Source organism: Duganella guangzhouensis, from assembly GCF_009674535.1.
Classification (GTDB): domain Bacteria; phylum Pseudomonadota; class Gammaproteobacteria; order Burkholderiales; family Burkholderiaceae_D; genus Rugamonas; species Rugamonas guangzhouensis.
The window spans coordinates 311,787-337,426 of the sequence record NZ_WKJK01000001.1; the positions used below are offsets into that span (position 1 = coordinate 311,787).

The following is a 25,640-nucleotide window of genomic DNA, read 5'->3' on the forward strand; positions in this document are numbered from 1 at the left end:
CGAATTCGACAAGCTTACGCGGATGTCTTGGCCGCCGCTTCGGCCGCGCGTTTGCGTAGCGTGGTGACGGCGGTGCCGCCTACGCCCCAGTTGTCGGTTTCCACTTCGTCGATGATGACGAAGGTGGTGGCCGGATTCTTGTTCAGCACGCGCTGCAACAGCTCGGTCACGCCCTGGATCAGTTCCTGTTTCTGCTCGGCGGTGACGCCTTCATTGGTAACGCGGATATTTACGAATGGCATAGCTCTACTCCTTGGTTGAAAATCAGTTGGCCGGCCGCGTGGCAGGCGCGCCGTGGGGCGCGATCCCGTACACCGCCAGCAAGGCACCCAGTAACAATAGCGCAGTTGAGACCGTCATGGCGACTTCAATCCCGCGCAAGATGGCGGCGGAGGCCGGTGCCGCCACCAGCGCGCCGTACACGGCCACGCCCATGGCGCCGCCGACCTGGCGCGCGGTGTTCAGGACCGCCGACGCGGTACCCGCCTTGCTGCGCTCGACCGAGGCCAGAATCGCGGTGGTCATGGCCGGTACCGCCAGTCCCATGCCGGCCGGGATCAGCGCCAGGCCGGGCAGCATGGCCCAGAAGCCGGCATGGTCCGAGATGCCGAACAGGCCCAGCAATGCATAGCCGCTGGCGCCGATCAGGCCGCCGATAATCATCGGTGTGCGCGAGCCGGTACGCGCCTGCAGCCAGCCGCTGGCGATATTGGAAAAGATGAAGGTACCGGTCAGCGGCAGGAAGATCAGCCCTGCGTGCAGCACGCTGAAGCCGCGCACTTTTTGCAGATAAAAGCTGAGCACGAAAATCACGCCGTAGTAGGCAAAATTGACGAACACGCCGAACAGCACGGCCGGCGTAAAGCCGCGTTGTGAAAATAGCTGCAACGGCAGCATCGGCGCCGCGCTGCGGCGTTCTACGCGCAGGAATAGCGCGCCCGCCACCAGCGCCACCGCCAGCCCACCCAGCACCGCCGCGTGGGTCAGGCCCAGTGCGTGGATTTCGATCACGGCGCCGATGAAGGCGGTCAGCGCCACCACCGCCAACAGCTGGCCGGGCACATCGAAGGCGCGTGCCGGGCCGTCGTGGTGCAGCTTGGGCACCACGCGCAGCGTCAGCCAGAAGCCGATGATGCAGATCGGCACATTCACCCAGAAGATGCTGCGCCAGCCGAGCGCCGACATCAGCAGCCCGCCCAGCACCGGCCCGGCCGCGATCGACACCCCGCCGGCCGCGGTCCACCAGGCGATGGCCTTGGCCAGCATCGGCCGGTCATGCGCATAGACAGCGTTGAGAATCGCGAGCGAACTGGGCACCAGCAGCGCGGCGCCGATGCCTTGAACGGCGCGGGCCAGGTTCAGCAGCGATGCGTCGGGCGCCACCGCGCAGGCCAGCGAGGCCGCCGTGAACAGGGCGAAGCCGGCCAGGAACACGCTGCGCGAGCCAAAGCGGTCGCCCATGGCGCCGGCCGACAGCAGAAACACGGCAAAGCCCAGCGTATAGGCATCCACCACCCATTGCAGCTGATCGACGCCGGCGCGCAGCTCGCGGCCGATTTCCGGCAACGCGACGTTGACGATGGTGACGTCCAGCTGGACGATGATGAAGGCAAAGCTGCAAGCCAGCAGAATCGCCAGCGAGGGTGTGGTTTTCATGATGATGCTCCGCAGTTCGATCTTGCCAATATAGGCCGTTTAACGCATCATTAAAAATGAATTATACTGAATTCATGATTCGTTAAAAGAGAACGCTATGGAACTGTCATCCCTGCGCATCTTTAAAACCGTGGCCGAGGAGGGTGGCGTCACGCAGGCCGCCGCGCGGCTCAACCGGGTGCAATCCAATGTTTCCGCGCGTCTGACCCAGCTGGAGGAATCGCTGGGCGTCAGCCTGTTTCACCGTTCCGGCCGGCGCATGCTGATTACCGAGGAGGGCGCGCGTCTGCTGGCCTATACCGAGCGGCTGCTGCAACTGGCTGATGAGGCGCAGGAAGCCATGCGCGGCGACCGCCAGCCGTCCGGCCAGCTCAAAATCGGTTCGATGGAAACCACCGCCGCCGCCCGCTTGCCGCAGGTGCTGGGCCAGTTTCACCGTCAGTATCCGCAAGTTGACCTGGTGCTGGACACCGGCCCCACCGATTACCTGATCCAGGCTGTGCTCAATCATCGGGTCGACGTGGCGCTGGTGGCGGCGCCGGTTGAGCGTCCCGAGCTAATGCAATTGCCGGTGTTTGATGAGGAGTTGGTGCTGCTGACCGACAGCTTGCACGGTCCGGTCAAATCACCGGCCGACGTGGCGCGTCGTACCTTGCTCGGCTTTCGCAGCGGCTGCTCCTACCGCCGCCGGCTGGAACGCTGGTTTGCCGAAGGCGGAGTATCGCCAGCCCGCATCGCCGAATTCGGCACCTTCGAAGCCATTATCGGCTGCGTGGCGGCGGGCATGGGGGTGGCGATGATGCCGAAAGAAGTGCTCAAGCAGCGTGAGCTGGCCAAGTCGGTCCGCATCCACACGTTGCCGGCCGAGGTCGCCCGCGTGCAAACCATGCTGATCTGGCGCCGCGACATCACCCAGCATGCCGCGCGCGATGCCTTCGCCGCCGCGTTCGGCGGCGTTGGACTATGAGACAAAAGTCGTCGCAGCGAATTGCTTAGTGCTTGACTGGTGGCTCGGTGGTGGCTGGTGGTGGCGTTTGAGTTGGCGCGTCCGGTGCTGGCGCGTTCGGGTTCGGCTGGGTGACGGTGCCGCCTTCGGTGGTCGGGGTGTTGGTGACCGGTGGCGTGGCCGGCGCGGGCGCAGCTTCCGGCACGGGCGGCGGGTCGACTTCTTTTTTCTGACAGCCGCTGATAACGGCTACCGTAGCGATCAAGGCGCAGGCCAGCTTGCCAGTGAGATGTATTGGTTTCATGGTGGATTTCTCCCGTTGGATGGATAGAACGCCTATCCTATCCACTCCAGAGACAGAGCCTTGTCGGAGCGCTTGCAGTGCGCTTGTAGGACTACAGCCCGAGCTTGCGGTTAAAATATTGACATTCGATCAAACCGGGGAATTCCATGCGTCGTTACATCGCAGTCGCACTGCTGGCCTTTACCACGCTGACGGCCAGCGCCAGTGAATCGGCCAACGGCAGCTTCAACGCCACCAAAAGCTGCGAGGCATATTCCTCGTTCGCCAAGCGCACCAACCCAGGCGACGTCAAAGTCAGCGCCGGCAGCAGCTATAGCGTACGCGAAATCAATAAACCCGATTACGACTGGCTGCGGATTCAGGTGCCGGGCGCCGAACCGTCGATGCGCTGGGTGCAGAAGGAGTGCGGCAAGGCCGAGCTGGAAGATAAAGCCGCCAGCCATGCGCCTGAAGGCGCGGCCGGCGCCAGCTGCTCGGCGCCGAATCAGCAGGACAGCTATCTGCTGGCGATCACCTGGCAGCCCGGTTTCTGCGAACACGCCAAGTACAACGGCAAAAAACCGGAATGCGACGCCATGAACAGCGGCACGCTGGAGGCCAAGACCCTGAGTCTGCATGGCCTGTGGCCGAACAAAAAGGAATGCGGCACCAACTATGGCAGCTGCCAGGGGCCGCAATTCTCGCTCAGCAAAGATACCGTTGAAAAGATCGCGCCGTGGATGCCCAACTTCTACTACGAGCGCAGCTTCGGCGCCTATGAGTGGAACAAGCATGGCAAATGCCAATCGCTGCCGCCGGACGACTACTTCATCAAGGCGGTGTCCGCGGTGCGGGTGGTGAATGAATCGGAAGTGGGCAAGATCGTGCTGGCGAATACCGGCAAGAGCATCCGCGTCAGCGATTTCTTCGACAAGGTCAAGGCGCGCTATGGCGACAAGGTGGCCAGCACCATCACCCTGGTCTGCACCCAGCATAAATATCTGCAGGAGATCCGGGTCTCGCTGGCGCTGGATTTCGCCACCGACCGCGATCTGACGCAACTCGTGGCGAACGCCCGCCCGGCGGCCAGCCGGGCGGTGGGCTGCGACGATGAGATCTACATCGAGGCAGCCGGCAAGAACTGAGCTTAGGCCGCGAAGCCGCCGTCGATCAGCAGGTCGGCGCCGGTGACGAAGGCCGCGTCCGGGCTGGCCAGGTAAGCCACCAGCGAGGCCACTTCATCCGCTTTGCCGTGGCGCGGCAGTGCCATCAGGCCGTGCAGCGCGGTGGCGAAGTCCGATTCGGCCGGGTTCATGTCGGTGTCGACCGGGCCTGGCGCCACGTTGTTGACGGTGATGCCGCGCGGGCCGAGGTCGCGCGCCATGCCTTTCACCAGGCCGACCAGCGCCGATTTGCTCATGGCGTAGGCGGCGCCGCCGACGAACGGCATGCGTTGCGCATTGGTGCTGCCGATGTTGATGATGCGGCCACCATCGGTCATGTGTTTGGCGGCGGCTTGCGAGGCGACGAACACGCCGCGCACATTCACCGCCAGGGTGCGGTCCAGGTCTTCCAGCGAGAACTGGTCGACCGGGCCCAGATGCAGCACGCCGGCGCTGTTGATCAGGATGTCGAGGCGGCCGAAGCGCTCCGCCACGGCGTCGATGGCTTTGGTCAGCGCGGCGGCGTCGCTGGCGTCGGCCTTGATGGCGACGGCGTCACCGCCGTTGGCCTTGATTTCTTCGACCAGCGCTTCGGCGGCGATGGCCGATGCGGCGTAGCCGATCGCCACTTTGGCGCCTTCGGCGGCCAGGCGACGGGCACTGGCGGCGCCGATGCCGCGCGAACCACCGTTGATGAAAGCGACTTTGCCGTTGAGTTTGGTGTTCATGATGTGTTCCTTTCGGGTTGGTTGATGAACACAGTATGGGTGTGGCCGGCTTGTCGCGGTAGTCATGAATATGCGTGTACAGTTTCAACCAATGGTATAAGATGAGCGTATGTTGACCGAATTAAGCAGCTATCTTGACGCCTTCATCGCCGCCGCCGACGAGGGCAGCTTCTCCGCCGCCGCGCGCCGCCTGGGGCTGACGCCGGCCGCCGTCAGCAAAAGCGTGCAGCGGCTGGAGACGCGGCTGGGCGTGCGGCTGTTCCAGCGCAGCACCCGCAGTCTGGCGCTGACCAGCGACGGCGAACGCCTGCACGCGCAGGTGCGGCTGCCATGGAGCGAAATCGGCGACGCGCTGACCGATCTGCGGCAAGGTGCAGGCAAGCCGGCCGGCACGCTGAAGGTGTCGCTGGCGCATACGGTGGGGCGGACTTATTTTGTGCCGCTGCTGGCCGAATTCACGCGCCTTTACCCGGACGTGGTGCCGGATCTGCATTTCGATAACCGTCAGGTGGACCTGATCGCGGAAGGCTTCGACGTCGCCATCGGCGGCGGCATCGAGCTGACCGACGCGCTGATCGCGCGCGAGCTGGCGCGGGTGGATACCATTCTGGTGGCGGCGCCGGCTTATCTGAAAGCGCATGCGGCGCCGGCGCACCCACAGGATCTGGCGCGCCATCGCGGCCTGCTGCGCCGTTCCTTGAGCAGCGGCCGTTTGATGCCGTGGACGCTGAAGCACGACGCCGGCCAGGAGATCGTCGCCAGCGTGCGCGCAGTGGCGGTGCTGGACGATCCGGAGGCGATCGGCCGCGCCGCCTCCGGCGGTATGGGCATCGCCATGCTGCCGCTGCCGCATGCCTTGCCGTTGCTGGACAGCGGAGAGCTGGTGCGCGTACTGCCCGAATGGTATGCGACGGTGGGCGCGCTGTCGATCTACTACTCCAGCCGCAAGCTGGTGCCGGCCAAGGTGCGGGTGTTCGTCGATTTCATCGTGAGCAGTTTCCGCGCCAGCGGCCATGCGGCGCGTTTCCGTCACCGTTTATAATATTGCATGCCCGGCTTCCGACTCCTGCTGATCGACGACCATGCGCTGTTCCGCGAGGGACTGGGCCTGGTGCTGCGCCAGCGCTTTCCGGAAGTGGAAGTCAGCGAGGCGCTGTCGGTGGCGCAGGCGGTCAACCAGGTGCACCAGGCGCCGGACGTGATCCTGCTCGACATCCAGTTGCAAGGCCCGGACGGCATCGAAGGGCTGGCCATCTTCCGCCAGCGCTGGCCGCAAGTGCCGGTCATCATGCTGTCGTCAATGGCGACGCCGGACACCATCGCCACGGCGCTGGCGCGTGGCGCGCTGGCCTTCGTCTCCAAGGCCGATAGCAGCAGCGCCATTCTGCAAGCAGTGGAGCATGCGTTGAGCGGCGCGCAGGCGGCGCCAGTGCAGCCGGGCGTGGCGGCCGACAGCGGCCTGACGCAACTCATCAAGCTGACCGCGCGCCAGGCCGAGGTGCTGCAACTTCTATGCGAGGGCTTGCCGAACAAGGTGATAGCGCGCCGCATGGAGCTCTCCGAATTCACTGTGCGCGGATATGTGCAGGCCATCTTCGGCCTGCTGGGCGTGACCAGCCGCACCCAGGCCATTTTCGCCGCGCGCCGTCACGGCCTGGTCGCCTGACGTGCGTAAGCTGTGGCCTCTGCCTGAACAACGGCTGCTGGCCGAACAACTGCGGCTGCTGTACGGGAACGTGGGCGCGTCGGTGATCCCGGCGCTGCTGCTGGCGGCACTGCTGGTGTACACGCTGCAGAATGACGTCAACCGCAGCGCGCTGCTGGCGTGGGCGGCCGGCGTCATCGTCTCCAAACTGTATGCGTTTGCCGATGCGCGTCGCAGGCTGGCCGATGGCATCGCGCCGGGGCAGGAACGCCGGCTGGTGCTGCACCTGACCGTGCTGCATGCGGTGGACGGCGCGGCCTGGGGCGCGCTGGCTTGGGTGGCGCTGGGCAGCACCACCATGACCGGCAGTATCATGGTGCTGGCGGTGTTGACCGGGATATTGGGTAGTTCGATGTCCTTGCTGGCGCCGGTGCTGCCGACCTTTCTGGCCTTTTCGCTGGCGCTGATCGTGCTGGCCATTTCGTGGTTGTGGCAGTCCGGCGATACCTCCTACCGCGCGCTGTCGTTGACCGGGCTGCTGTACGTGGTCAGTCTGGCGGGGCAGGCGCGCAACAGCAATCTCGCGGCGCTGGCGGCGATTAAGCTGCGTTTCGAGAATCTGGATTTGATGAAGGCGGAAGAGGAGGCGCGCCGCAGCGCCGAATACGCCAACCTGGCCAAGACCAAGTTCCTGGCCGCCGCCAGCCATGACCTGCGTCAGCCGATTCACGCTCAGGGCTTGTTCCTTGACGTGCTGGCGCGCAGCGGCCTGACGGCGCATCAGGATGAGGTGCTGGCCAGCGCGCGCTCGGCGTGGCAGGCGTCCAGCGACATGCTGAATACCTTGCTGGACTTCTCACGCATCGAGGCCGGTGTGGTGCAGCCGCACCCGCAGCCGTTTGATTTGCAAGGACTGCTGAACCAGATCGAGAACGACCTGGCGCCGCTGGCCGATGCCAAGGGGCTGTTCTATCGCTCGCGCGAAACCGCGCTGACGGTGGAGTCGGATGAGCGGCTGGTGGAGATGGTGCTGCGGAATCTGGTGTCCAATGCGATCCGCTACACGGAGCGTGGCGGCGTGCTGGTGGCTTGCCGGCGGCGCGGCGCCAGCGTGCAGGTGGAGGTGTGGGACACCGGCATCGGCATCGCGGCGGCTGACCAGCGCGAGATCTTCCGCGAATTTCATCAGCTGGGCAATCCTGAGCGCGACCGCAATAAGGGGCTGGGGCTTGGGCTGGCAATCGCGCAGGGGCTGGCCGGGGCGCTGGATCTGCGGCTGTCGCTATCGTCGCGGCCGGGCCGTGGCAGCGTGTTCCGCATCGTGCTGCCGGTCGTCCCGAGCGGTACGGTGGCCGGCGCGATGACCGGGACGGCTGGCGCCTTGGCCACGCCGCCGCACGCCGCCGAAGCGCTGCCGCCCGGCTTGCGCGTATTGGTGATTGACGACGATCAAAGCATCCTGGCCGGCATGGCGCAGCTGCTGGAGAGCTGGGGCTGCGCCTGCGACACCGCCAGTTCGCTAAGCGAAGCGCTAGCGCTGGCGACGCGGGCGGCGCCGGCATGGACGCCATCCGTGATCATCAGCGACTATCGGCTGCGCGAGCAGCAAACCGGCGCGCAGGCGATTGCCGCTTTGCGCGCGGCGTTGGGGCGGCATGTGCCGGCGCTGGTCATCACCGGCGACACCGCGCCGGAGCGGCTGCGCGAAGCCATGGCGACCGGCGATCCGCTGCTGCACAAGCCGGTCAAGCCGGAGCAGTTATATCAAGCCTTGTTTAACCTGACAAAAGAGGAGACATATCAATGAAGTTCAAGACCGGACTATTGGCGTTGTTATTGGCGTTACTGGCGGCAGGACAGGCGTTCGCCGGCGTGACGGTGCCAGCGGATAGCGCGCAGCTGCAGTACATCGGCCGCATCGACTTTGCCGACCGCGCGCGGCCCATGCTGTCCTGGCCCGGCACCAGCATCGAAGGGAACTTCACCGGCGCCAGCCTGGCCGTCAAGCTGGATGACCAGCAGGGCAAGAACTTCTTCAATGTCTTCATCGATGGCGATTACAGCAAGCCTGTCATCATCGCGGCTCGCAAGGGCAGCGCGACCTATCCGGCGGCCAGTGGCCTGAAGGCCGGCGCGCACAGCTTCCTCATCACCAAACGCAACGAGGGCGAGGAGGGCGGCACCTTCTTCCAGGGGCTGGAACTGGCGGACGGCGGCAAGCTGCTGCCGCCACCACCGCGCAAACAGCGCCATATCGAATTCTTTGGCGATTCCATCACCACCGGCATGGGCAATGAGTCGCCGGATGACGGTCCGGATCATCTGCTGAAGGACAAGAACAACTTCATGTCGTATTCGTCGATCACGGCGCGGGCGCTGAATGCGGAGGCGCATATCACGTCGCAGAGCGGCATCGGCATCATGATCAGCTGGTTCCCGTTCACCATGCCGGACTTCTATGACCAATTGAGCGCCGTCGGTAACAACGACACGCATTGGGATTTCAGTTCGTGGACGCCGGACGTGGTGGTCGTCAACCTGTTCCAGAACGACAGCTGGCTAATAGATCGCGAGAAGCGTCTGTCGCCGATGCCGACCGATGAGCAACGCATCGCGGCGTATCGTACTTTTGTACAGAAGGTGCGCGCGCTGTATCCGAAAGCTTATATTGTGTGCGCGCTGGGCAGCATGGATGCGGTGAAGGAGGGTTCCAAGTGGCCGGGCTATGTGCGCACGGCGGTGGACCAGATGGCGGCTCAGGGGGACCAGCGCATTGACACTATCGTGTTTCCGTGGACCGGCTTTGGCGGCCATCCGCGCGTCAAGCAGCATCAGGCGAATGCGGCGCAACTGACGGCGTTCATCCGCCAGAAAATGGGCTGGTGAACATGCATAAGCTGCTTCTGATTCTCACGCTGGCGCTGGCCGCATCGGCGCAGGCAAGCGACTACTATGTCGCCCCGGACGGCAGCGACAGCGCCGCCGGCAGCAAAGCCGCGCCGTGGCGCAGCATCGCCCGCGCGCAGCAAGCGGCGCAAGCCGGCGACACCGTGTATCTGCGCGGTGGCCGCTACGTCTACAGCGCCGGCGAAAACGTCTGCCCCAGCCGCACCGGCATCGTCAACGGCGTCACGCTGGACAAGAGCGGCAGCGAGGGCAAGCCGATACGCTACTGGGCCTATCCCGGCGAAACACCGGTGTTCGACTTTACGGCCATGAAGGACGACTGCCGCGTCAAAGGCTTCAACGTCACCGCCAGCTGGATACATCTGAAAGGACTGGAAGTCACGGGAGCGCCGCAGCAGCCGGAGAACCACCTGAATCACGAGTCGTGGGGCATCTGGATCAACGGCAGCCATAACGTGTTTGAGCAGCTCAATCTGCACCACAATATGGGGCCGGGACTGTTCATCAAGGACGGCGCCTACAACCTGGTGCTGAACAGCGACTCGCATCACAACTACGATCCCTACACCTCCAACGGCGCCGGACAGAGCGCCGATGGTTTCGGCGCCCACATCAAGGCCAACCAGCCGGGCAATGTATTTCGCGGCTGCCGTGCCTGGGCCAACACGGATGACGGCTTTGACCTCATCAATGCTTTCTCGCCGGTGACGATTGAATATTCGTGGGCCTGGCAGCAGGGCTATCTGCCCGGCACCCACACGCCGCTGGAAGCGGGTAACGGCAACGGCATCAAGGCCGGCGGCTACGGTGGCAAGTACGTGGCGAATGGCGTCAAGCACACCGTGCGTTACTCGGTCGCTTTCGATAACAAGGTGGCCGGCTTCTACGCCAACCACCATCCGCTGGCGATCGACTTTATCAACAACACCAGCTTTGCCAATGGCGTTGACTACAACATGCTGGGCATCGCGCCGGATGGTACGCCGCTCAACTTCGGCAACCTGCGCAACAACATCGCCTACGGCGGCAAGCTGACCCTGCACACCGAAGGCTTGGACGCGGCACACAATTCGTGGACCTTGCCGGCGCCAGTGAGCGCTGCGGATTTTGAAGAGCTGTCGATCACCGGCTGGGACGCGCCGCGTCAGCCGGATGGTAGTCTGCCGGTCCTGCGCAGCGCCCACCTGCGCGCCGGCAGTGCGCTAGCCGGCATGGGCGCGTTCGACTGAACCAAGGGGAGAGTACACGGCGGCTGGCCTGCGCTAGACTGAAGCTTTCTGCCCACGGAGTTCGTCATGAGCCACGCATGCCAGCATTTCGACCAGATTCACACTCACCATGCCAATACTCTGGGCTGCGAGGAATGCCTGAAAACCGGCGATAGCTGGGTGCACCTGCGCGTGTGCCTGAGCTGCGGCCATGTCGGCTGCTGCGACCAGTCGCCCAATCGCCACGCCACCAAGCACTATCACGCCACCGGCCACGCCATGATGCGTTCGGGCGAGCCGGGTGAAACCTGGGGCTGGTGCTATATCGACCGCGAGATGTTCGACCCGATTTAGCCCGCGCCGGCGTGGTGATTATGCCGATTTCGTCACGCTTTGCGCCGCGCTGAAACAAGACGGCGGGGCGCCGCTGGACGTACATTATTGGTTAAAACTTAAACCATGAGGTACGTATGCATCGCCGTTCGATATTGCAGGGCGCAGTCAGCCTGGGACTGATTTCCGGCTGGAGCGCCAAAGCCAACGCCGCCACCGCCACCAGTGCTGGCAACACCGGCAGCGCCGCTGGCGTGCCCGCCACCGCGCGCGCGGTGCCGTTGTCGTCGGTGCGGCTGCTGCCATCGGCCTACCAGGACGCGGTGCAGGCCAACCAGGCATACCTGCTGCGCCTCAGCGCCGACCGCTTCCTGCACAACTATCATAAATTCGCCGGCCTGCCGACCAAGGGCGCCATCTACGGCGGCTGGGAATCGGACACCATCGCCGGCGAAGGGCTGGGCCACTATCTGTCCGCGCTATCGCTGATGTATGCGCAAACCGGCACACCGGCGCTGAAGCCGCGCATCGACTACATCGTGGCCGAACTGGCGCGCGTGCAGCAGGCGCAGGGCGACGGTTACATCGCTGGCTTCATGCGCAAGCGTAAAGATGGCCAGGTGGTTGACGGCAAGGAGATCTTCCCCGAAATCATGCGCGGCGAAATCCGCTCCGCTGGTTTCGATCTGAATGGCTGCTGGGTGCCGCTGTATAACTGGCACAAGGTGTTCGCCGGCCTGTTCGATGCGCAGACTTATGCAGGCAACGATCAGGCGCTGCAAGTGGCGCTGGGCCTGGCCGGCTACATCGATAAAGTGTTCGCCGCGCTGAACGACGAACAGGTGCAGCAAGTGCTGGGCTGCGAGCATGGAGGCATCAACGAGAGCTTTGCCGAGCTGTATGCGCGCACCCAGGACAAGCGCTGGCTGGCGCTGGCGCAGCGCCTGTACCACACCAAGGTGCTGCTGCCGCTGGCGCAGGGCCGCGACGAACTGGCCAATCTGCATTCGAACACGCAGATCCCCAAGCTGATTGGCCTGGCGCGCCTGCACGAGCTGACCGGCCGCGAAAGCGACGCCACCGCCGTGGACTTCTTCTGGAAGCGCGTCACCCAGCATCACAGCTACGTCATCGGCGGCAACGGCGACCGCGAATACTTCTCGGCGCCGGACAGCATCGCCGCCCACATCACCGAGCAAACCTGCGAAGCCTGCTGCAGCTACAACATGCTGAAGATGACGCGCCATCTGTATAGCTGGGCGCCGGATGCGGCTTACTTCGATTACTACGAGCGCACCCACCTGAATCACATCCTGGCGCACCAGAACCCGCGCACCGGCATGTTCACTTACATGACGCCGCTGATGTCCGGCGTGGCGCGCGAGTACTCCAGCGAGGAGAACGATTTCTGGTGCTGCGTGTTGTCCGGCATGGAGAGCCACGCCAAGCACGGCGACTCTATCTACTGGGAGAACAAGGACACGCTGTTCGTCAATCTCTACATCCCGTCGACGGTGGAGTGGAAGGCTGCGGCGGCCAAGCTGGAATTGAACACCCGCTATCCGTACGAGGGCGACATCGACCTCAAGGTGCGACGCCTGGCCGGTCAGCGTTACTTCACGCTGGCGCTGCGGATTCCGGCGTGGGCCAAGGAGCATACGGTGCTGGTCAACGGCAAGCCGCAAGCGGTCACGCACGACAAGGGCTATGCGCTGATCCGCCGCCGCTGGCGTGCCGGCGACACGGTGCGCCTGTCGCTGCCGCTGGATCTGCGCCTGGAAGCCGCCGCCGGCAACGACCATGTGGTGGCGCTGCTGCGCGGACCGATGGTGCTGGCGGCCGATCTGGGCGCGGCCGATAAACCATTCAACGGCCTGGCGCCGGCGCTGGTGGGCGCCAACATCCTCGGCGCGTTTGCGGAATCGGACAAGAGCAAGGCGGTGTACCGCAGCGTTGGCACCGGTCGTCCGGGCGACATGAAGTTCACGCCGTTCTACGCGCAGTACGAGCGGCGTGCGGCGGTGTACTTCAACGCCTACAGCGAAGCCGAATGGGCCGCCTCGGAAGTGGCTTTCCGCAAGGAGGAGGCGCGCCTGAAGGATCTGGCCGCGCGTTCGGTGGACGTGATGCACCTCGGTGAAATGCAACCGGAGCGCGACCACGATCTGCAATCGGACATCTCGTATCCAGTGTCCTACCGTGGCCGTAACGGCCGTGATGCGCGCACCGGCGGCTACTTTAGCTTCCGCATGAAGTGCAGCGACGGCCCGCTGGTGCTGCAGGCCAGCTACTGGGGCGAGGAGCGCAATCGCGACTTCTACATCAGCGTGGACGGTGAACGCATCGCCCACGTCAAGCTGGATGGCAGCCATGCCGGCGTGTTCTTCGACGAGGAATATCCTGTGCCGGAACGACTCACCAGCGGCAAGGCCAACGTGGTGGTGCGCTTCGATCCGGAGCCAGGCCACACCGCCGGCCCGGTTTTCGGCGTGCGCCTGTTTACGCAGCGCGCGGCGACAGTCGTCTAACTTTTCATACAAAGCCCGTTCCGGGCGTCCAAAAACTGGTGCCGGATCTGCTGGTCTGGCACCATTTCCCTAAAGAATCTTCATTAAATTCAAATACTTGTGGCGCCTGAAAGCGCCGCAAGGCGCTGGCACGTCCATTGCTATCCAAGCCGCCACTACAATAACTTGGAGAAGCCAGTGAAAACGAAACGTCCTTTAACCCTGTACATCCTGATCGCGATGGTACTGGGTGTGCTAGTCGGTTACGCCTGCAACGCAGTCTTCCCGGACAAAAAACTCAGCGCGGATATCGCCAGCCACATCTCCATCGTCACCGACGTTTTCCTGCGGCTGATCAAAATGATCATTTCGCTGCTGGTGTTCTCCACCCTGACAGTCGGCATCGCCCACATGGGCGACGGTAAGACCGCCGGCCGCGTGGGTATGAAAGCCATGGCCTGGTTCATCATCGCCTCGCTGGTGTCGCTGGTACTGGGCATGGTGCTGTCCAACCTGATGCAACTGGGCGCGCATCTCGGCCTGCCGCTGCCGCCGGTCGATGCGGCCACCGGCCTGAAAACCTCGGCCTTCACGCTGAAGGACTTCGTCGCCCACATGGTGCCAAAGTCGCCGATCGAGGCCATGGCCAATAACGAAATCCTGCAGGTGCTGGTGTTTGCGGTGTTCTTCGGCGGCGCGTTGGGCGCGCTGGGCGAATCCGCGCGTCAGCTGACCAATGTGATCGACCAGCTGGCGCAGGTCATGCTGCGCATTACCGGCACGGTGATGAATCTGGCGCCGCTGGCGGTGTTCGCCGCCATGGCATCGGTCATCACCACCAATGGCTTGGGTATCCTGGCCACCTTCGCCAAATTCATGGGCGGTTTCTATCTGGGGTTGGTGTGTCTGTGGGCGCTGCTGATCCTGGGCGGCTTTGCTTTCATCGGCAAGCGCGTGTTCCGCCTGATCGCGCTGATCCGCGAACCCTTCCTGCTGGCGTTTTCCACCGCCAGTTCGGAGGCGGCTTATCCCAAGCTGCTGGTGGCGCTGGACCAGTTTGGCGTAAAGCGCAAAATCTCCAGCTTCGTCATGCCGATGGGGTACTCGTTCAATCTGGACGGCTCCATGATGTACTGCACTTTCGCTGTGCTGTTCATCACCCAGGCTTACGGCATCGAACTGTCGCTGGGTACGCAGATCACCATGCTGCTGCTGTTGATGGTCACCTCCAAGGGCATCGCCGGCGTGCCGCGCGCGTCGCTGGTGGTGATCGCCGCCACGCTGAATCAGTTCCACATTCCGGAGGCTGGCCTGCTGCTGTTGATGGGCATCGATCAGTTCCTCGACATGGGCCGATCGGCCACCAATGCGGTCGGCAACGCCGTGGCCACCGCCGTCGTCGCCAAATGGGAAGGCGCGCTCGATGAAGAAGCGCCCGTACAACAGGAGGCACATTAATGCAAAAGCATGTCATGAGCGCGTTCGCGCTGGCCGTGGTATCGCTGGGCGCGCAGGCGCAGTCGTCGCTGACCGTATATGGCGTGGCCGATGCCGGCCTGGTACTGGAACACGGCGGCGAAGCCGGTTCGGTACAGAAGGTCAGTAGCGGCGTGGGTTCCAGCTCACGCCTCGGCTTCAAGGGCAGGGAAGACCTGGGCGACGGCACGGTGCTGACCTTCGTCCTGGAAAACGGCTATTCGATCGACACCGGCGCCGCCAAACAGAATGGCGCACTGTTCGGCCGCCAGGCTTTGTTGTGCCTGAGCGGCGCGGCCGGCGCGCTGAGCATCGGCCATCAATACACGCCGTTCTATAAAACCCTGAATAACGTGGCCGATCCATTCACCACCGGCCTGGCCGGCAATGCGCAAAACGTCTTCGACGACACCACGCGCGTTGACAACACGGTGGAGTACATCACGCCGCGCGTGGCCGGCTTCTCGGCTGATGTGCAGTACGGCTTTGGCGAGAGCGCTGGCGACCGCGCCAAAAACCGTTACATCGGCGCCAGCGCCACCTATGAGCAAGGCCCGTTGACCGTGGTGCTGGCGCACCAGCAGCGCGACAACGCCAGCGCCACTGCGCACAGCCGCAACACCATGCTGGTCGGACGCTACAAATTTGGCGACATCACCGGCCATCTGGCGCATGCGCGCAACCGCGACGTCTACGGCAACGAGAGCCATGACTCGCTGGCCGGCTTCACCGTGCAGCTGAGCGGCGCCAATCACCTGATCGCTTCTTACATCGATCATCACGATTCGACCACGGCGCAGAAGCACGCGCGCCAGGCGGCGCTGGGCTTCACTCATGGCCTGTCGCGCCGCACCGATTTGTACGCGGCCTATGGCCATATTCGCAACAGTAACGGCGCCTTGTTCCGCGTCGGCACGGCGGCTGATAGCGGTTCCGGCACCACGGGTATTAACCTGGGTGTACGTCATGTGTTTTAATGCTAATCTCGCATAACAAGAAGCAGGGGACACTATGGCAACAACGCAGGCCGCGACACCGGCATGGCCGGTCCGGCGGCTGGCGCTGTGGGCGCTGCTGCTGGCCGTTGCGCTGACGCTGGCGGGACTGGCCGGCCGCTGGGCCGGCGATAACGCCACCGCCGCCGCGCGGCTGGCCGGCGCCCAGCGCCTGGACAGCTATGCGGTCAGCCTGGAAAACCTGCTGTCGAAGTACGATTTCCTGCCTGGCACGCTGGAGCTGAACAAGGACGTGATCGCGCTGCTGCAGCGTCCCGGCGACGAGGCGCTGCGCGGCGAGGTCAATGCCTATCTGGAGCAACTCAAGCAGCGTTCCGGCGCCACCACCATCTACATCGTCAATCTGGAGGGCGTGACGCAGGCGGCCAGCAACTGGCGTTTGCCGGAGAGCTTTGTCGGTGATTATGTCGCGTTCCGGCCCTATGTGCGTGACGCGCTGCGCGGCATCCCCGGCGGCTTTTACGGCGTCGGCACCACCAGCGGCGAACCGGGTTATTTTTTTGCGCACGGGATTTATCACCAAGGTCGCATGCTGGGCGTGGCCACTGTCAAAGTCAATATCGAGAAGCTGGAGCAGAGCTGGGAGCGCGGCGCCGGCGAGGTGATGCTGGCCGACGCGCGCGGCGTGGTGTTCCTCAGCTCCGTCCCGGAATGGAAGTACCGCACGCTGGTGCCGTTGACGGCGGCGGCGCGGCGCGAACTGGAGACGTCGCGCCAGTACTTTTCGCACCCGCTGACGCCACTCGACATGCGCGAGCTGCGTCAACTGGACGACGGCACTTCCATTGTGTCGCTGCCTTCCGGGCTGGAAGCGCCGACGCTGAGCCAGACGTTGGCACTGCCGTCGCGCCAGTGGCGCTTTGTATACCTGTCCGACCTGAGCGCCGCGCGCACCAGTGCCCTCAGCGTGTTCCTGTTTGCGTTGCTGCTGCAGGCGCTGTTGTTCATGCTGGTGGTGTATGCGCGGCAGCGGCGGCGCGTGCACGCCGAGCTGGAAATCAAGGTGGCCGAACGCACCGCCAGTCTGCGCGAGATGACGCAGCATCTCAGCGAGGAAAATCTGGTGCGCCGCGTCGCCGAGGAAAAGCTGCGGCGCGCGCAGAGCGAGCTGGTACAGGCCGGGAAAATGGCGGTGCTGGGCCAGATGGCGGCCGGCATCACGCATGAATTGAATCAGCCGCTAACGGCGCTGCGCACCATGTCGGATAATGCGCAGGTGCTGATCGAGCGCGGACGGATGGACGACGCCAAGGGGAATCTGGCCACGATTTCGCAACTGGTGGCGCGCATGGGCGCGTTGACCGGGCAATTGCGCCAGTTCGCGCGCAAGGCCGATGCCAGCGTGTCGGCGGTGCCGGTGGCCGCCGCCATCACCTCCGCGCTGTTCCTGGTCGAGCGGCGCGTGGAGCAGGAGCGTGTGCAGTTCCGCATGACGATGCGCGAGCAGCAGGTACTGGCGCTGTGCGACAGTAACCGGCTGGAACAGGTGCTGGTCAACCTGTTCACCAACGCGTTGGATGCGATGGCCGACAGCGTTGAGCGTCACTTGACGGTGACGGTGGAGCGCAAGGCGCAGCAGGCGCTGATTACGGTGGCGGATACCGGACCGGGCATACCGGAACAGGTCCGTAGCCATTTGTTTGAACCATTTTTCACTACCAAGCCACAGGGCAAGGGACTGGGGCTGGGGCTGGCGATCTCGGAGCAGATCGTCCGCGAATTCGGCGGCGAGTTGCGGGCCGAAGCCGTTGCCGTGGGCGCGTGCTTCGTCATCGCGCTACCGCTTGCGCAGCAGGAGACAACATGAAAGTATTACTGATAGAAGACGACGCCACTGTGCGCGCCGGCAGTGCGCAGGCACTGGATCTGGCGGGATTTGAAGTGGAGGCTTTCGCCGCCGCCGAACCGGCGCTGGCGCGGATCACGCCCGGCTTTGCCGGCGTGGTGGTCAGCGACGTGCGCCTGCCCGGCATGAGCGGGCTGGAATTCCTGGCGGCGGCCAAGGCCATCGATGCGCAGCTGCCGGTGGTGCTGGTGACCGGCCATGGCGACATCAGCATGGCGGTGGGGGCGATGCGCAGCGGCGCCTATGACTTCATCGCCAAGCCGTATTCGTCCGAGCAGCTGACCGAGGTGGTACAGCGCGCGCTGGAGACGCGCCGACTGATGCTGGAGGTGGCGGCGCTGCGGCATCGCATCGAGCATGGCGAGGGTATCGAAGCGATGCTGCTGGGTGAGTCGGCGCCGATGCGCGATCTGCGCCGCACCATACTGGACCTGGCCGACGAGCCGGCCGATGTGCTGATCTACGGCGAAACCGGCACCGGCAAAGAGATGGTGGCACGCTGCCTGCACCAGTTTAGCCGCCGCAGCAAACATCATTTCGTGGCGCTGAATTGCGGCGCGATTCCGGAGACGATCTTCGAGAGCGAAGTGTTTGGCCACGAGCCGGGCGCCTTCACCGGCGCCGCCAAGCGCCAGATCGGCAAGATCGAACATGCCAGCGGTGGCTCGCTATTCCTCGACGAGATCGAAAGCCTGCCGATGAATTTGCAGGTCAAGCTGCTGCGCGTGCTGCAGGAGCGCTATGTCGAGCGGCTGGGTTCCAACACGCCGGTGCCGGTGGATGTGCGGGTGATCGCGGCCTCCAAGGTCGACCTGAAGGAATGGGCGGACCAGCAGAAATTCCGCAGCGACCTGTATTACCGTTTGAATCTGATCATCCTCAATCTGCCACCACTGCGCGAGCGGCGCGAGGATATCCCGCTGCTGTTCGAGCACTTCCTGTTGGGTGCCGCAGCACGCTATCAGCGCGCGGCGCCGCCAGTACCGGGGCCGCTGATGCAGGCGCTGATGGCGCACAGCTGGCCGGGCAATGTGCGCGAGCTGCGCAACATCGCGGAGCGCTTCGTGCTTGGGCTGTCCAGTGGTTCCGATGGACTGCTGTCCGAACGTAGCATGGCGCCGGTGCCGCTGGCGGATCAGGTGGCAGGCTTCGAGCGCGCGGTGATCGAGCAGGAGCTGCGCAAGGCTGGTGGCAACGTCAGCGAGGTCAGTGTGGCGTTGGCGGTGCCCAAGCAAACGCTGTATTACAAGATGCAGAAGTATGGCCTGACCGGCGACGCCTTCAAGGCTTAGCGTTTTTTCTGCACTGGCTGGGTTCTGGCGGCGGTGCGGGTCTGGTTGGCTTCCGCCAGCGCGGCGGCGCAATCGACCGCATCCACCTTGCCCGGATTGACCAGCGGGATAATCGCCGCCACCGGCGTGACGATGGTGGCCAGCGCCACCGCCGCCCCGGCCTTGAGTGCCAGCGGTCCGGCTTGCGGTCCCACCTTGGGATTGGTGAAAGTGCCGCGCGCATACAGCGGTGTGCGCAGCGAGACGATGCGCACGCCCTTGGTTTGCGGGCGCACGTCCAGGTCCAGGCTTTCGCTGGCCAGGTCGACATAGCCATTGATGTTGATAACGGCTTCCTGGGTGTCGATGACGAAGCGGCGGGTCTGTGCCTTGCCGTGTTCGACCACGAAGTCGCCGGCCGCGCAGTTCAACTGGATCTGCTTGTCGCCAAACAGTTTGACGAACACCAGATTGGCGATGTTCAGGCCTGCCGCCTCCAGAATGAATTTGCTGACCGAGCCCTCGCTGACGGCGGCCCCCAGTTCGCCGCTGGAGCTGGCCAGCATGGCGGACACCGAGTTGCCTTTGCCGGCCAGCGCGGCGTCTGCGCTGACTTCACCTACGCTGGCCTGCATCGATTCCAGTTTGGGGAACAACTCACGTATCTTCAGGTGGCGCGCGGCCAGCCGCACTTGCGCGTCGATCTGCTTCTGGCGCCCATCCAGCTTGATGTTGGAAGTGATGTCGCCGCCGGCCATGCCGAAGTTGAGCGGCGTGAGCGTCAGCACCTTGTCGTTCATGCGGATGTGGGTCTGGATATCCTGCAGTGGAATGTCGTGGGTGCGTACCAGCTTCTTGCCGGTGAATTTGACGTCGGCGTCCAGCGCGCCCCATTTTTCGGTGTTGAATTGTTCCACCGGCAGCGCCTTGTCGGCCGGCTGGTTCTGCGGCTTGTCGCGCTTGGCCTTGCTGGCGTTGCTCTCGGCGCCGATGGTGGGGCCGAGGTCTTCCAGCCGCAGTTGGCGCGAGGTGACGCTGCCGCTCAGCAGCGGACGCGGTGAGCGCGGGCTGTAGGCCAGCGTGCCTTCCAGGTCGCTGCCGCCGACGGTGCCGCTGAAGTCTTTGTAGGTCCAGTTCCAGTTGGCGCCGGATTTTTTGCCGATCAGGCGACCGGTGGTGGCGTAGGGCGGTGTTTCGGGCAGCAGCACACCAGTCAGCGGATACAGGTCGGCCATGCTGGCGCCGGCCAGCGACAGTTTCAGATCCAGTCCGGCCGGCGCGCGCGGGTCGGTGACCTGGCCTTCGACGGCGATTTTGTTTTTGCCCAGGCTGGCCTGCGCCTGCACCGGGAAGTTGGCGTGCTGTTCGCGCAGCGACAGCACTTTGCCGATCTTGCCGCCGCCGGTGACGGGGGCATTGCGGTAGCTGCCGCTGAGGTCAAAGCGCAGGCCATACTTCTGCGCGTCGGCGCCCTCGTTGATGCCGCTGGCTTTGGCGCGCAGATCCAGTTTGATGCCATCGTCCAGGTAGCGCAGGTCGCCTTCACCCAGCGCCAGGCGCTGAATGTCGATTTCCCACTCGGACGGGCCGTTGTCCTTGAAGGTCCAGGTGTTGCTGCCATCGGCGCGGCGTTGGGCTGCGACCGTGACTTTGTCGACTTCGAGGTCGGTGATGACCACTTCCTTGTGCAGCAGCGGCAGCGGATGGATTTCGACCACGATGCTGCCGACGTTGGCCAGCCGTGGGCCGGTGGTGGTCCAGGTGGGATTGGCGATGCTGACATCGGCAGCGCTGATGCGCGGGCGCGGCACGTAGCGCCGCCAGCCGGATTCGCTGTCGTCACCTTGTTGCCAGTGCACGCGCAGGTCGCCGTTGATGGCGAACTCGCGGCCGATGCTGTCGGTTACGCGGTGGTTGATCCAGGGGCGGGCACGGTTCCAGTCGAAGGTCAGAATGAAGATGACGACTGCCGCCAGCACCACCAGCAGCGTGGCCAACAGGCCAGCAATGATTTTGTATGGGCGCGATAGTTTCATGGAGATTCATGCTACGCCTCGCGCGGCGGGTGTTATGTGCGCTATGCCACAGTGAGCTCAAACGGGCGGCTTGCCGACCAGCCAGGCGTGCAGCAGTTCGCGGTCGCTGGTATTGGGTGGGTAGTGGAATTTGCCGGCGATCTGGGTGGCGAGCGGCAGGCCGTCCTTGAACAGCAGGCGGTTGCCGGCCAGTGCGGGTACTTTGTCGCCGGGTAGCAGGGTGCCGCACAGGTTGAGCGGGTCGATCGCCGAAATGCAGACGTAGCTGCCGTCGTGGGCGCGGCGGCGCATGTCGCGCAGCAGCGGGATGGCTTCGGGCAGGGCGAACTGCTCGCCGGACAAGCCGGCCACGAAGCGGCCGCCACGGATGTCGCCGCGCGCTTCCAGCTTGTGGTAGACGGGTAGCAGCTCGCGCCAGTTGGGCATCCATGCGGCTTCGCGTTCCAGCAGGCGCCAGAACATGACGCCGTAGCGCCGCAGCAGGGTCATGGCGATGTGTTCGAGCGTTTCGGGATCGGTGCGCGGCTTGCGCGGCGCTGGCGTGGCGGGGACGGTTTCGGTCGGGCGCACGGTGATGGCGACTTCGCCACGGCGCACGATGGCCCAGCGGCCGGCTTCCTCCATGGTCGGGCCGGCGCCACGACGGCGGCGCTTGTCGTTGCTGGCGCGCTTGTTGGCCGGGACCAGCATGGCGCGCAGGCCGGCGTAGCTGTCGGCGTTGACCAAGCCGGTGGCCACCAGCTCGCCCAGCGTGTTTTCCAGCTCCACTGGCAGCAGGCGGGCTTCGTGCGACAGCTCGTCGAAGAACATGGCGCCGTCGCGGCGCAGGGTTTCCAGTACGCGGGCGGCGCGCGGCGAGACTTCGATTTCGGCCGCCACGGCGGGCAGGGCGTGCCACAAGCTCAATTGACGGCGTGGCAGCAGCACCAGTGGCGTGCTGCGTACCGGACCGCCGGCCGCGCTGGCCGGTGCGCCAACGCGGGTCCAGACGATTTTGCCGGCGCGGCACAGGTCATCCAGCCACGTGGCTGAGTAGTCATGCACGCGCAATGCCAGCAGGTCGTTCTCCCAGGCGCCGGCGGCGGCTTCGTAGCCTTCCAATTGGGCCAGCGCTTCGGGCAGGGCGTTTTCGCCTTTGAGCTGGGCGTCCGGCGTCAGGTGCTGCCATTCGAACAGGAAGCGCATGAAGTCCTGGCGCTCGACCGGTTCGATCTCGCGGCGCAGGCTGCGGATGGTGTAGCGGTGGATGCGGGCCAGCAGATGGCGTTCGCACCATTCCTCCGCCGTGGCGCCGGGCGTGAAGCGGCCGCGCATCACATAGCCTTCGCTTTCCAGTTGCGTTAGCGCGATGGTGACGCTGGAGGCGGTCAGCGCGAGCGGGGCGGCAATCGCGGCCACCGTCTGCGGTCCGAAGCCGCTCATGCGCGCGCGCAGGATTTCGACCAGCGCGGCATCGCGGGTCCACGTGCCGCCGCCATCATCGCCCGTGAGCGCGGGCTCGGTCGCAGCGTCCGCCGCCGCTGCCATGAGGCCGGCGGCCGGACGCGTGGGGCCGGCGAGTGGCGCGTCGGCGGCGGGGTAGGCGGCTTGGAGGCAGGGCAGGCGCTCGCGGGCTACCCACAGGTCGGCGCCGCTGTCGGCATCCCGCAAGCGCGTGGCGCGACCGCCGGCCGCCAGAGCGTCCAGCCACGCGGGCCAGCCTTGCTGGCTCGCCGCCTCGTGCGGTGTCACGCAGGCCAGCGACATCAGCGCTTCGTGCATTTCATCGCCATTACGCACCGACGGCCATGCCTCCGCCGCCACCGCCGCGATCGCACCCACGTCCAGCGCGCCCAGATCGTCGGTGGAAGCTGGATCGGTCCAGCGCCGGTTCAGCACTGCGTGCGTGCGGCGCTCCTCCAGCGATGCGTCGTCCAGGAACGCATATGGCCGCGCATTCAGAATCTCCATCGCCAGCGGTGACGGTGCGGGCAGATCGCGTGCCAGCAAGCGGACCTCGCCGGCTTCCATGCGTCGCAGCAGGGCGAGCCAGCCTTCGGTGTCCATCGCATCGTGCAGGCAATCGTCCAGCGTCTGGTCGACCAGCGGATGGCTGGGCAGCTCGCGTTCCCCGACGATGTTTTCCAGGCATGCCACCTGGTCGGGGAATACCGCCGCCAGCAGGTCGTCGCTTTTCATGCGTTGCAGCTGTGGCGCCACCTTGCGGCCGCCGGCATAGCGCGGCAAGGCCAGCGAAGTGGTTGCGTTCCAGCGCCAACGGACGTTGAATAGCGGGGCGTCCAGCAAGGCTTGAATCAGGATGTGTTCCGCTGTTTGTGAGCGTAGGTAGCGCCACACTTCGTCCAGCGGGAAGCTGTGGCTGTCCGATAGTGACAGTACAATCGCGTCCTCGGTCGCGGCGGCCTGCAGCTCGAAGTTGAAGGTGCGGCAGAAGCGTTTGCGCAGGGCCAGTCCCCAGGCGCGGTTGACGCGGCTGCCGAAGGGGGCGTGCAACACCAGCTGCATGCCGCCCGACTCGTCGAAGAAGCGCTCCATCACCAGCGTGTCGCGGGTCGGCAGCGCACCCAGCGCCGATCGCGCGCGCGCCAGATACTCGACAATCTGCCGTGCCGCATCGTCGCGCAGGCCCAGATGCTCGCCCAGCCAAGCCACCGCGCGCTCAATCGCAGCCTCGCCGGCCGCCGTGAGCGCACCACCCATCGTCGCACCACCGCCACCGCCACCAGTCGCATCGTCGCGAGCGGCCACGCCGTCGCCTGCCGCTGTGTCGTTGTTGGCCGCAGGCTGCAGCAGACGCTCCACCTCTGCCCGCAGGCGCGCGACGCCGGCCGATAGCTCGTCGGTCCGCCCCGGCGCCTCGCCGATCCAGAACGGGATATTCGGCGCCGCGCCATGCGCATCCTCCACCCGCACCTTGCCGGCCTCGATACGCTGGATGCGATACGACGCATTCCCCAACTGGAAAACATCGCCCGCCAGACTCTCCACCGCAAAGTCCTCATGCACCGTACCGATGTTCTGCCCCGCTGGTTCCAGCAGCACCGTGTAATCCGCGTTATCCGGTATCGTGCCACCGGAGGTCACCGCCGTCAGCTTGCCGCCGCGCCGCCCGCGCAAGGTACCGCTTACCGTATCCCGGTGCAGATACGAACCGCGCACTCCCTGGCGACTGGTGTAACCATCGGTCAGCATGTGCAACACATCGTCATAGTGCTGACGTTCCAGCTGTGCATACGGTGCGGCCTGACGCAGCAACGCGAACAGATCATCCTCGCTCCATTCGCGGCACGCCACCTCCGCCACGATCTGTTGCGCCATCACATCCAGCGGCGCCGGTGGAATCCGCAGCGCGTCCAGCTCATTGCGGCGCACGCAGTCCAGCAGCGCCGCACACTCGATTAAATCATCGCGCGAAGTCGGGAACAGCCGCCCCTTCGGCATGCCGCCCACATGGTGGCCCGAGCGGCCCACGCGCTGCAAAAACGCCGCAATGCTGCGCGGCGAACCAATTTGGCACACCAGATCCACATCACCGATATCGATGCCCAACTCCAGCGACGCGGTCGCAATCAGCACCCGCAACTCACCGCGTTTCAGGCGCTGCTCGGCGTCCAGCCGATATTCCTTGGCCAAGCTGCCGTGGTGCGCGGCCACATGTTCCGGCCCCAGACGGTCCGCCAGATGGCGTGCCATGCGCTCCGCCATGCGGCGCGTGTTTACGAAGATCAGCGTGGTGGTGTGCTGCACCGTCAGCTCGGCCAGGCGGTCGTACACGCGCTCCCACACATCGTTGGCCATCACCGGCTCCAGCGGCACCGGCGGCAGCTCCAGATTCAGATCGCGCGCCCGCACATGGCCCACGTCCACCAACGCGCATGGGCGGTCAGTCCCGGCCAGGAATTGCGCCACCAGCGAAATCGGCTTCTGCGTCGCTGATAGCCCGACCCGCACCGGCGGCTGCGCGCACAAGGCATCCAGCCGCGCCAGACTCAGTGCCAGATGACTGCCACGCTTGCTGCCTGCCACCGCGTGGATCTCGTCGACGATCACGGTGCGCACGCCGGCCAGCATGGCGCGGCCGCTATCGGAACCCAGCAACACGTACAGCGATTCCGGCGTCGACACCAGAATGTGCGGCGCGCGGCGGCGCATGGCGTTGCGTTCGGCCTGCGTGGTGTCGCCGGTGCGCACCGCGCTGCGGATGCCATGCGGCGGCAAACCCATGGCCTGCAGCTCGCGGTCTATGCCTTCCAAAGGTGCCAGCAGGTTGACCCGGATGTCGTTGGACAGCGCCTTCAGCGGCGATACATACAGCACCCGCGTTTCGTCGGGCAGCGGCGCCACCACGCTGTCGCGCACCAGCGCGTCGATCGCGGCCAGGAAGGCGGTCAGCGTTTTGCCGGAACCGGTGGGCGCCGCGATCAGCGTGGTCTGGCCGGACTGGATCAGCGGCCAGGCGCGCCGCTGCGCCTCGGTGGCGGCTGGGAAGGCCGCATCAAACCAGCCCGCGACGGCGGGATGGAAGTGGTACAGGTCAGCGGCGTGCAAGGCTTCGGTCATGAATAGCATGATGAGGGCGGATGCGGTCAAGTCAACCAGACGCGTGCCCGAAAGTGGAC

General features: G+C 64.9%; 19 protein-coding genes. 13 read left to right on the forward strand and 6 right to left on the reverse strand.

Annotated elements, in window-relative coordinates; all coding sequences use genetic code 11:
• Positions 1 to 14: 14 nt before the first annotated feature.
• The gene (locus tag GJ699_RS01320) at positions 15 to 287 is read right to left on the reverse strand and encodes a tautomerase family protein (RefSeq protein WP_267877703.1); all 273 of its coding nucleotides are present in this window, start codon (positions 285 to 287) and stop codon (positions 15 to 17) included.
• A complete protein-coding gene (locus GJ699_RS01325) occupies positions 265 to 1,656 on the reverse strand; it encodes an MFS transporter (protein ID WP_154372350.1) in 1,392 nt (463 codons plus the stop codon). Before GJ699_RS01325 ends, GJ699_RS01320 begins: the two co-directional genes overlap by 23 nt.
• A 97-nt stretch (positions 1,657 to 1,753) precedes the next feature.
• Here GJ699_RS01325 and GJ699_RS01330 point away from each other — a divergent pair, with 97 nt between their 5' ends.
• Positions 1,754 to 2,623, forward strand: coding sequence for a LysR family transcriptional regulator (locus tag GJ699_RS01330; RefSeq protein WP_154372352.1), 870 nt, complete (start codon positions 1,754 to 1,756; stop codon positions 2,621 to 2,623).
• Between the two features lie 25 nt (positions 2,624 to 2,648).
• On the opposite strand, the gene GJ699_RS01335 is transcribed toward GJ699_RS01330, so the two are convergent.
• Complete coding sequence (locus GJ699_RS01335; protein ID WP_154372354.1) at positions 2,649 to 2,906, reverse strand: hypothetical protein; 258 nt, start codon at positions 2,904 to 2,906, stop codon at positions 2,649 to 2,651.
• A gap of 146 nt (positions 2,907 to 3,052) precedes the next feature.
• Between GJ699_RS01335 and GJ699_RS01340 the strand changes: the two genes are divergently transcribed.
• Positions 3,053 to 4,030: a ribonuclease T2 family protein gene (locus tag GJ699_RS01340; protein ID WP_154372356.1), complete on the forward strand. Its 978-nt coding sequence runs from the start codon at positions 3,053 to 3,055 to the stop codon at positions 4,028 to 4,030.
• Between the two features lie 2 nt (positions 4,031 to 4,032).
• Here the strand turns inward: GJ699_RS01340 and GJ699_RS01345 are convergent, their stop codons facing one another.
• Positions 4,033 to 4,776 (reverse strand): 3-oxoacyl-ACP reductase family protein, encoded by a 744-nt coding sequence (locus GJ699_RS01345; RefSeq protein ID WP_154372358.1) that lies wholly within the window; start codon positions 4,774 to 4,776, stop codon positions 4,033 to 4,035.
• A 109-nt stretch (positions 4,777 to 4,885) separates the two neighbouring features.
• On the opposite strand from GJ699_RS01345, the gene GJ699_RS01350 reads away from it, so the two are divergent.
• From GJ699_RS01350 to GJ699_RS01400, 11 genes are all read left to right on the forward strand, one after another.
• Complete coding sequence (locus GJ699_RS01350; RefSeq protein WP_154372360.1) at positions 4,886 to 5,818, forward strand: LysR family transcriptional regulator; 933 nt, start codon at positions 4,886 to 4,888, stop codon at positions 5,816 to 5,818.
• Between the two features lie 6 nt (positions 5,819 to 5,824).
• Positions 5,825 to 6,442, forward strand: coding sequence for a response regulator transcription factor (locus tag GJ699_RS01355; protein WP_154372362.1), 618 nt, complete (start codon positions 5,825 to 5,827; stop codon positions 6,440 to 6,442).
• 1 nt (position 6,443) lies between these two features.
• A complete protein-coding gene (locus GJ699_RS01360) occupies positions 6,444 to 8,228 on the forward strand; it encodes an ATP-binding response regulator (RefSeq protein WP_371867412.1) in 1,785 nt (594 codons plus the stop codon).
• On the forward strand, positions 8,225 to 9,307 hold the full coding sequence (locus GJ699_RS01365) for an SGNH/GDSL hydrolase family protein (RefSeq protein ID WP_154372363.1): 1,083 nt from the start codon (positions 8,225 to 8,227) through the stop codon (positions 9,305 to 9,307). Before GJ699_RS01360 ends, GJ699_RS01365 begins: the two co-directional genes overlap by 4 nt.
• A gap of 2 nt (positions 9,308 to 9,309) precedes the next feature.
• Positions 9,310 to 10,557 (forward strand): right-handed parallel beta-helix repeat-containing protein, encoded by a 1,248-nt coding sequence (locus tag GJ699_RS01370; protein WP_154372365.1) that lies wholly within the window; start codon positions 9,310 to 9,312, stop codon positions 10,555 to 10,557.
• 66 nt (positions 10,558 to 10,623) lie between these two features.
• Positions 10,624 to 10,890 carry a UBP-type zinc finger domain-containing protein gene (locus tag GJ699_RS01375; RefSeq protein WP_154372367.1) on the forward strand — a complete coding sequence of 89 codons (267 nt, stop codon included), beginning with the start codon at positions 10,624 to 10,626 and terminating at the stop codon, positions 10,888 to 10,890.
• 116 nt (positions 10,891 to 11,006) lie between these two features.
• The gene (locus GJ699_RS01380) at positions 11,007 to 13,397 is read left to right on the forward strand and encodes a glycoside hydrolase family 127 protein (RefSeq protein WP_154372369.1); all 2,391 of its coding nucleotides are present in this window, start codon (positions 11,007 to 11,009) and stop codon (positions 13,395 to 13,397) included.
• A 177-nt stretch (positions 13,398 to 13,574) separates the two neighbouring features.
• Entirely contained in the window at positions 13,575 to 14,834 is a 1,260-nt protein-coding gene (locus GJ699_RS01385; protein WP_371867413.1) for a dicarboxylate/amino acid:cation symporter, read from the forward strand.
• A complete protein-coding gene (locus GJ699_RS01390) occupies positions 14,834 to 15,829 on the forward strand; it encodes a porin (RefSeq protein WP_154372371.1) in 996 nt (331 codons plus the stop codon). Before GJ699_RS01385 ends, GJ699_RS01390 begins: the two co-directional genes overlap by 1 nt.
• A 34-nt stretch (positions 15,830 to 15,863) precedes the next feature.
• Positions 15,864 to 17,675, forward strand: coding sequence for a sensor histidine kinase (locus tag GJ699_RS01395; RefSeq protein ID WP_154372373.1), 1,812 nt, complete (start codon positions 15,864 to 15,866; stop codon positions 17,673 to 17,675).
• Positions 17,672 to 19,006 (forward strand): sigma-54-dependent transcriptional regulator, encoded by a 1,335-nt coding sequence (locus GJ699_RS01400; RefSeq protein ID WP_154372375.1) that lies wholly within the window; start codon positions 17,672 to 17,674, stop codon positions 19,004 to 19,006. The genes GJ699_RS01395 and GJ699_RS01400 overlap by 4 nt, the downstream gene beginning before the upstream one ends.
• Here GJ699_RS01400 and GJ699_RS01405 read toward each other — a convergent pair.
• Together GJ699_RS01405 and GJ699_RS01410 are read right to left on the reverse strand one after the other, a co-directional pair.
• Positions 19,003 to 21,021, reverse strand: coding sequence for an AsmA family protein (locus tag GJ699_RS01405; protein WP_154372377.1), 2,019 nt, complete (start codon positions 21,019 to 21,021; stop codon positions 19,003 to 19,005). The two genes, GJ699_RS01400 and GJ699_RS01405, sit on opposite strands and share 4 nt — an antisense overlap.
• Positions 21,022 to 21,078: 57 nt before the next feature.
• On the reverse strand, positions 21,079 to 25,581 hold the full coding sequence (locus GJ699_RS01410; RefSeq protein ID WP_195763432.1) for a DEAD/DEAH box helicase: 4,503 nt from the start codon (positions 25,579 to 25,581) through the stop codon (positions 21,079 to 21,081).
• Positions 25,582 to 25,640 lie beyond the last annotated feature (59 nt).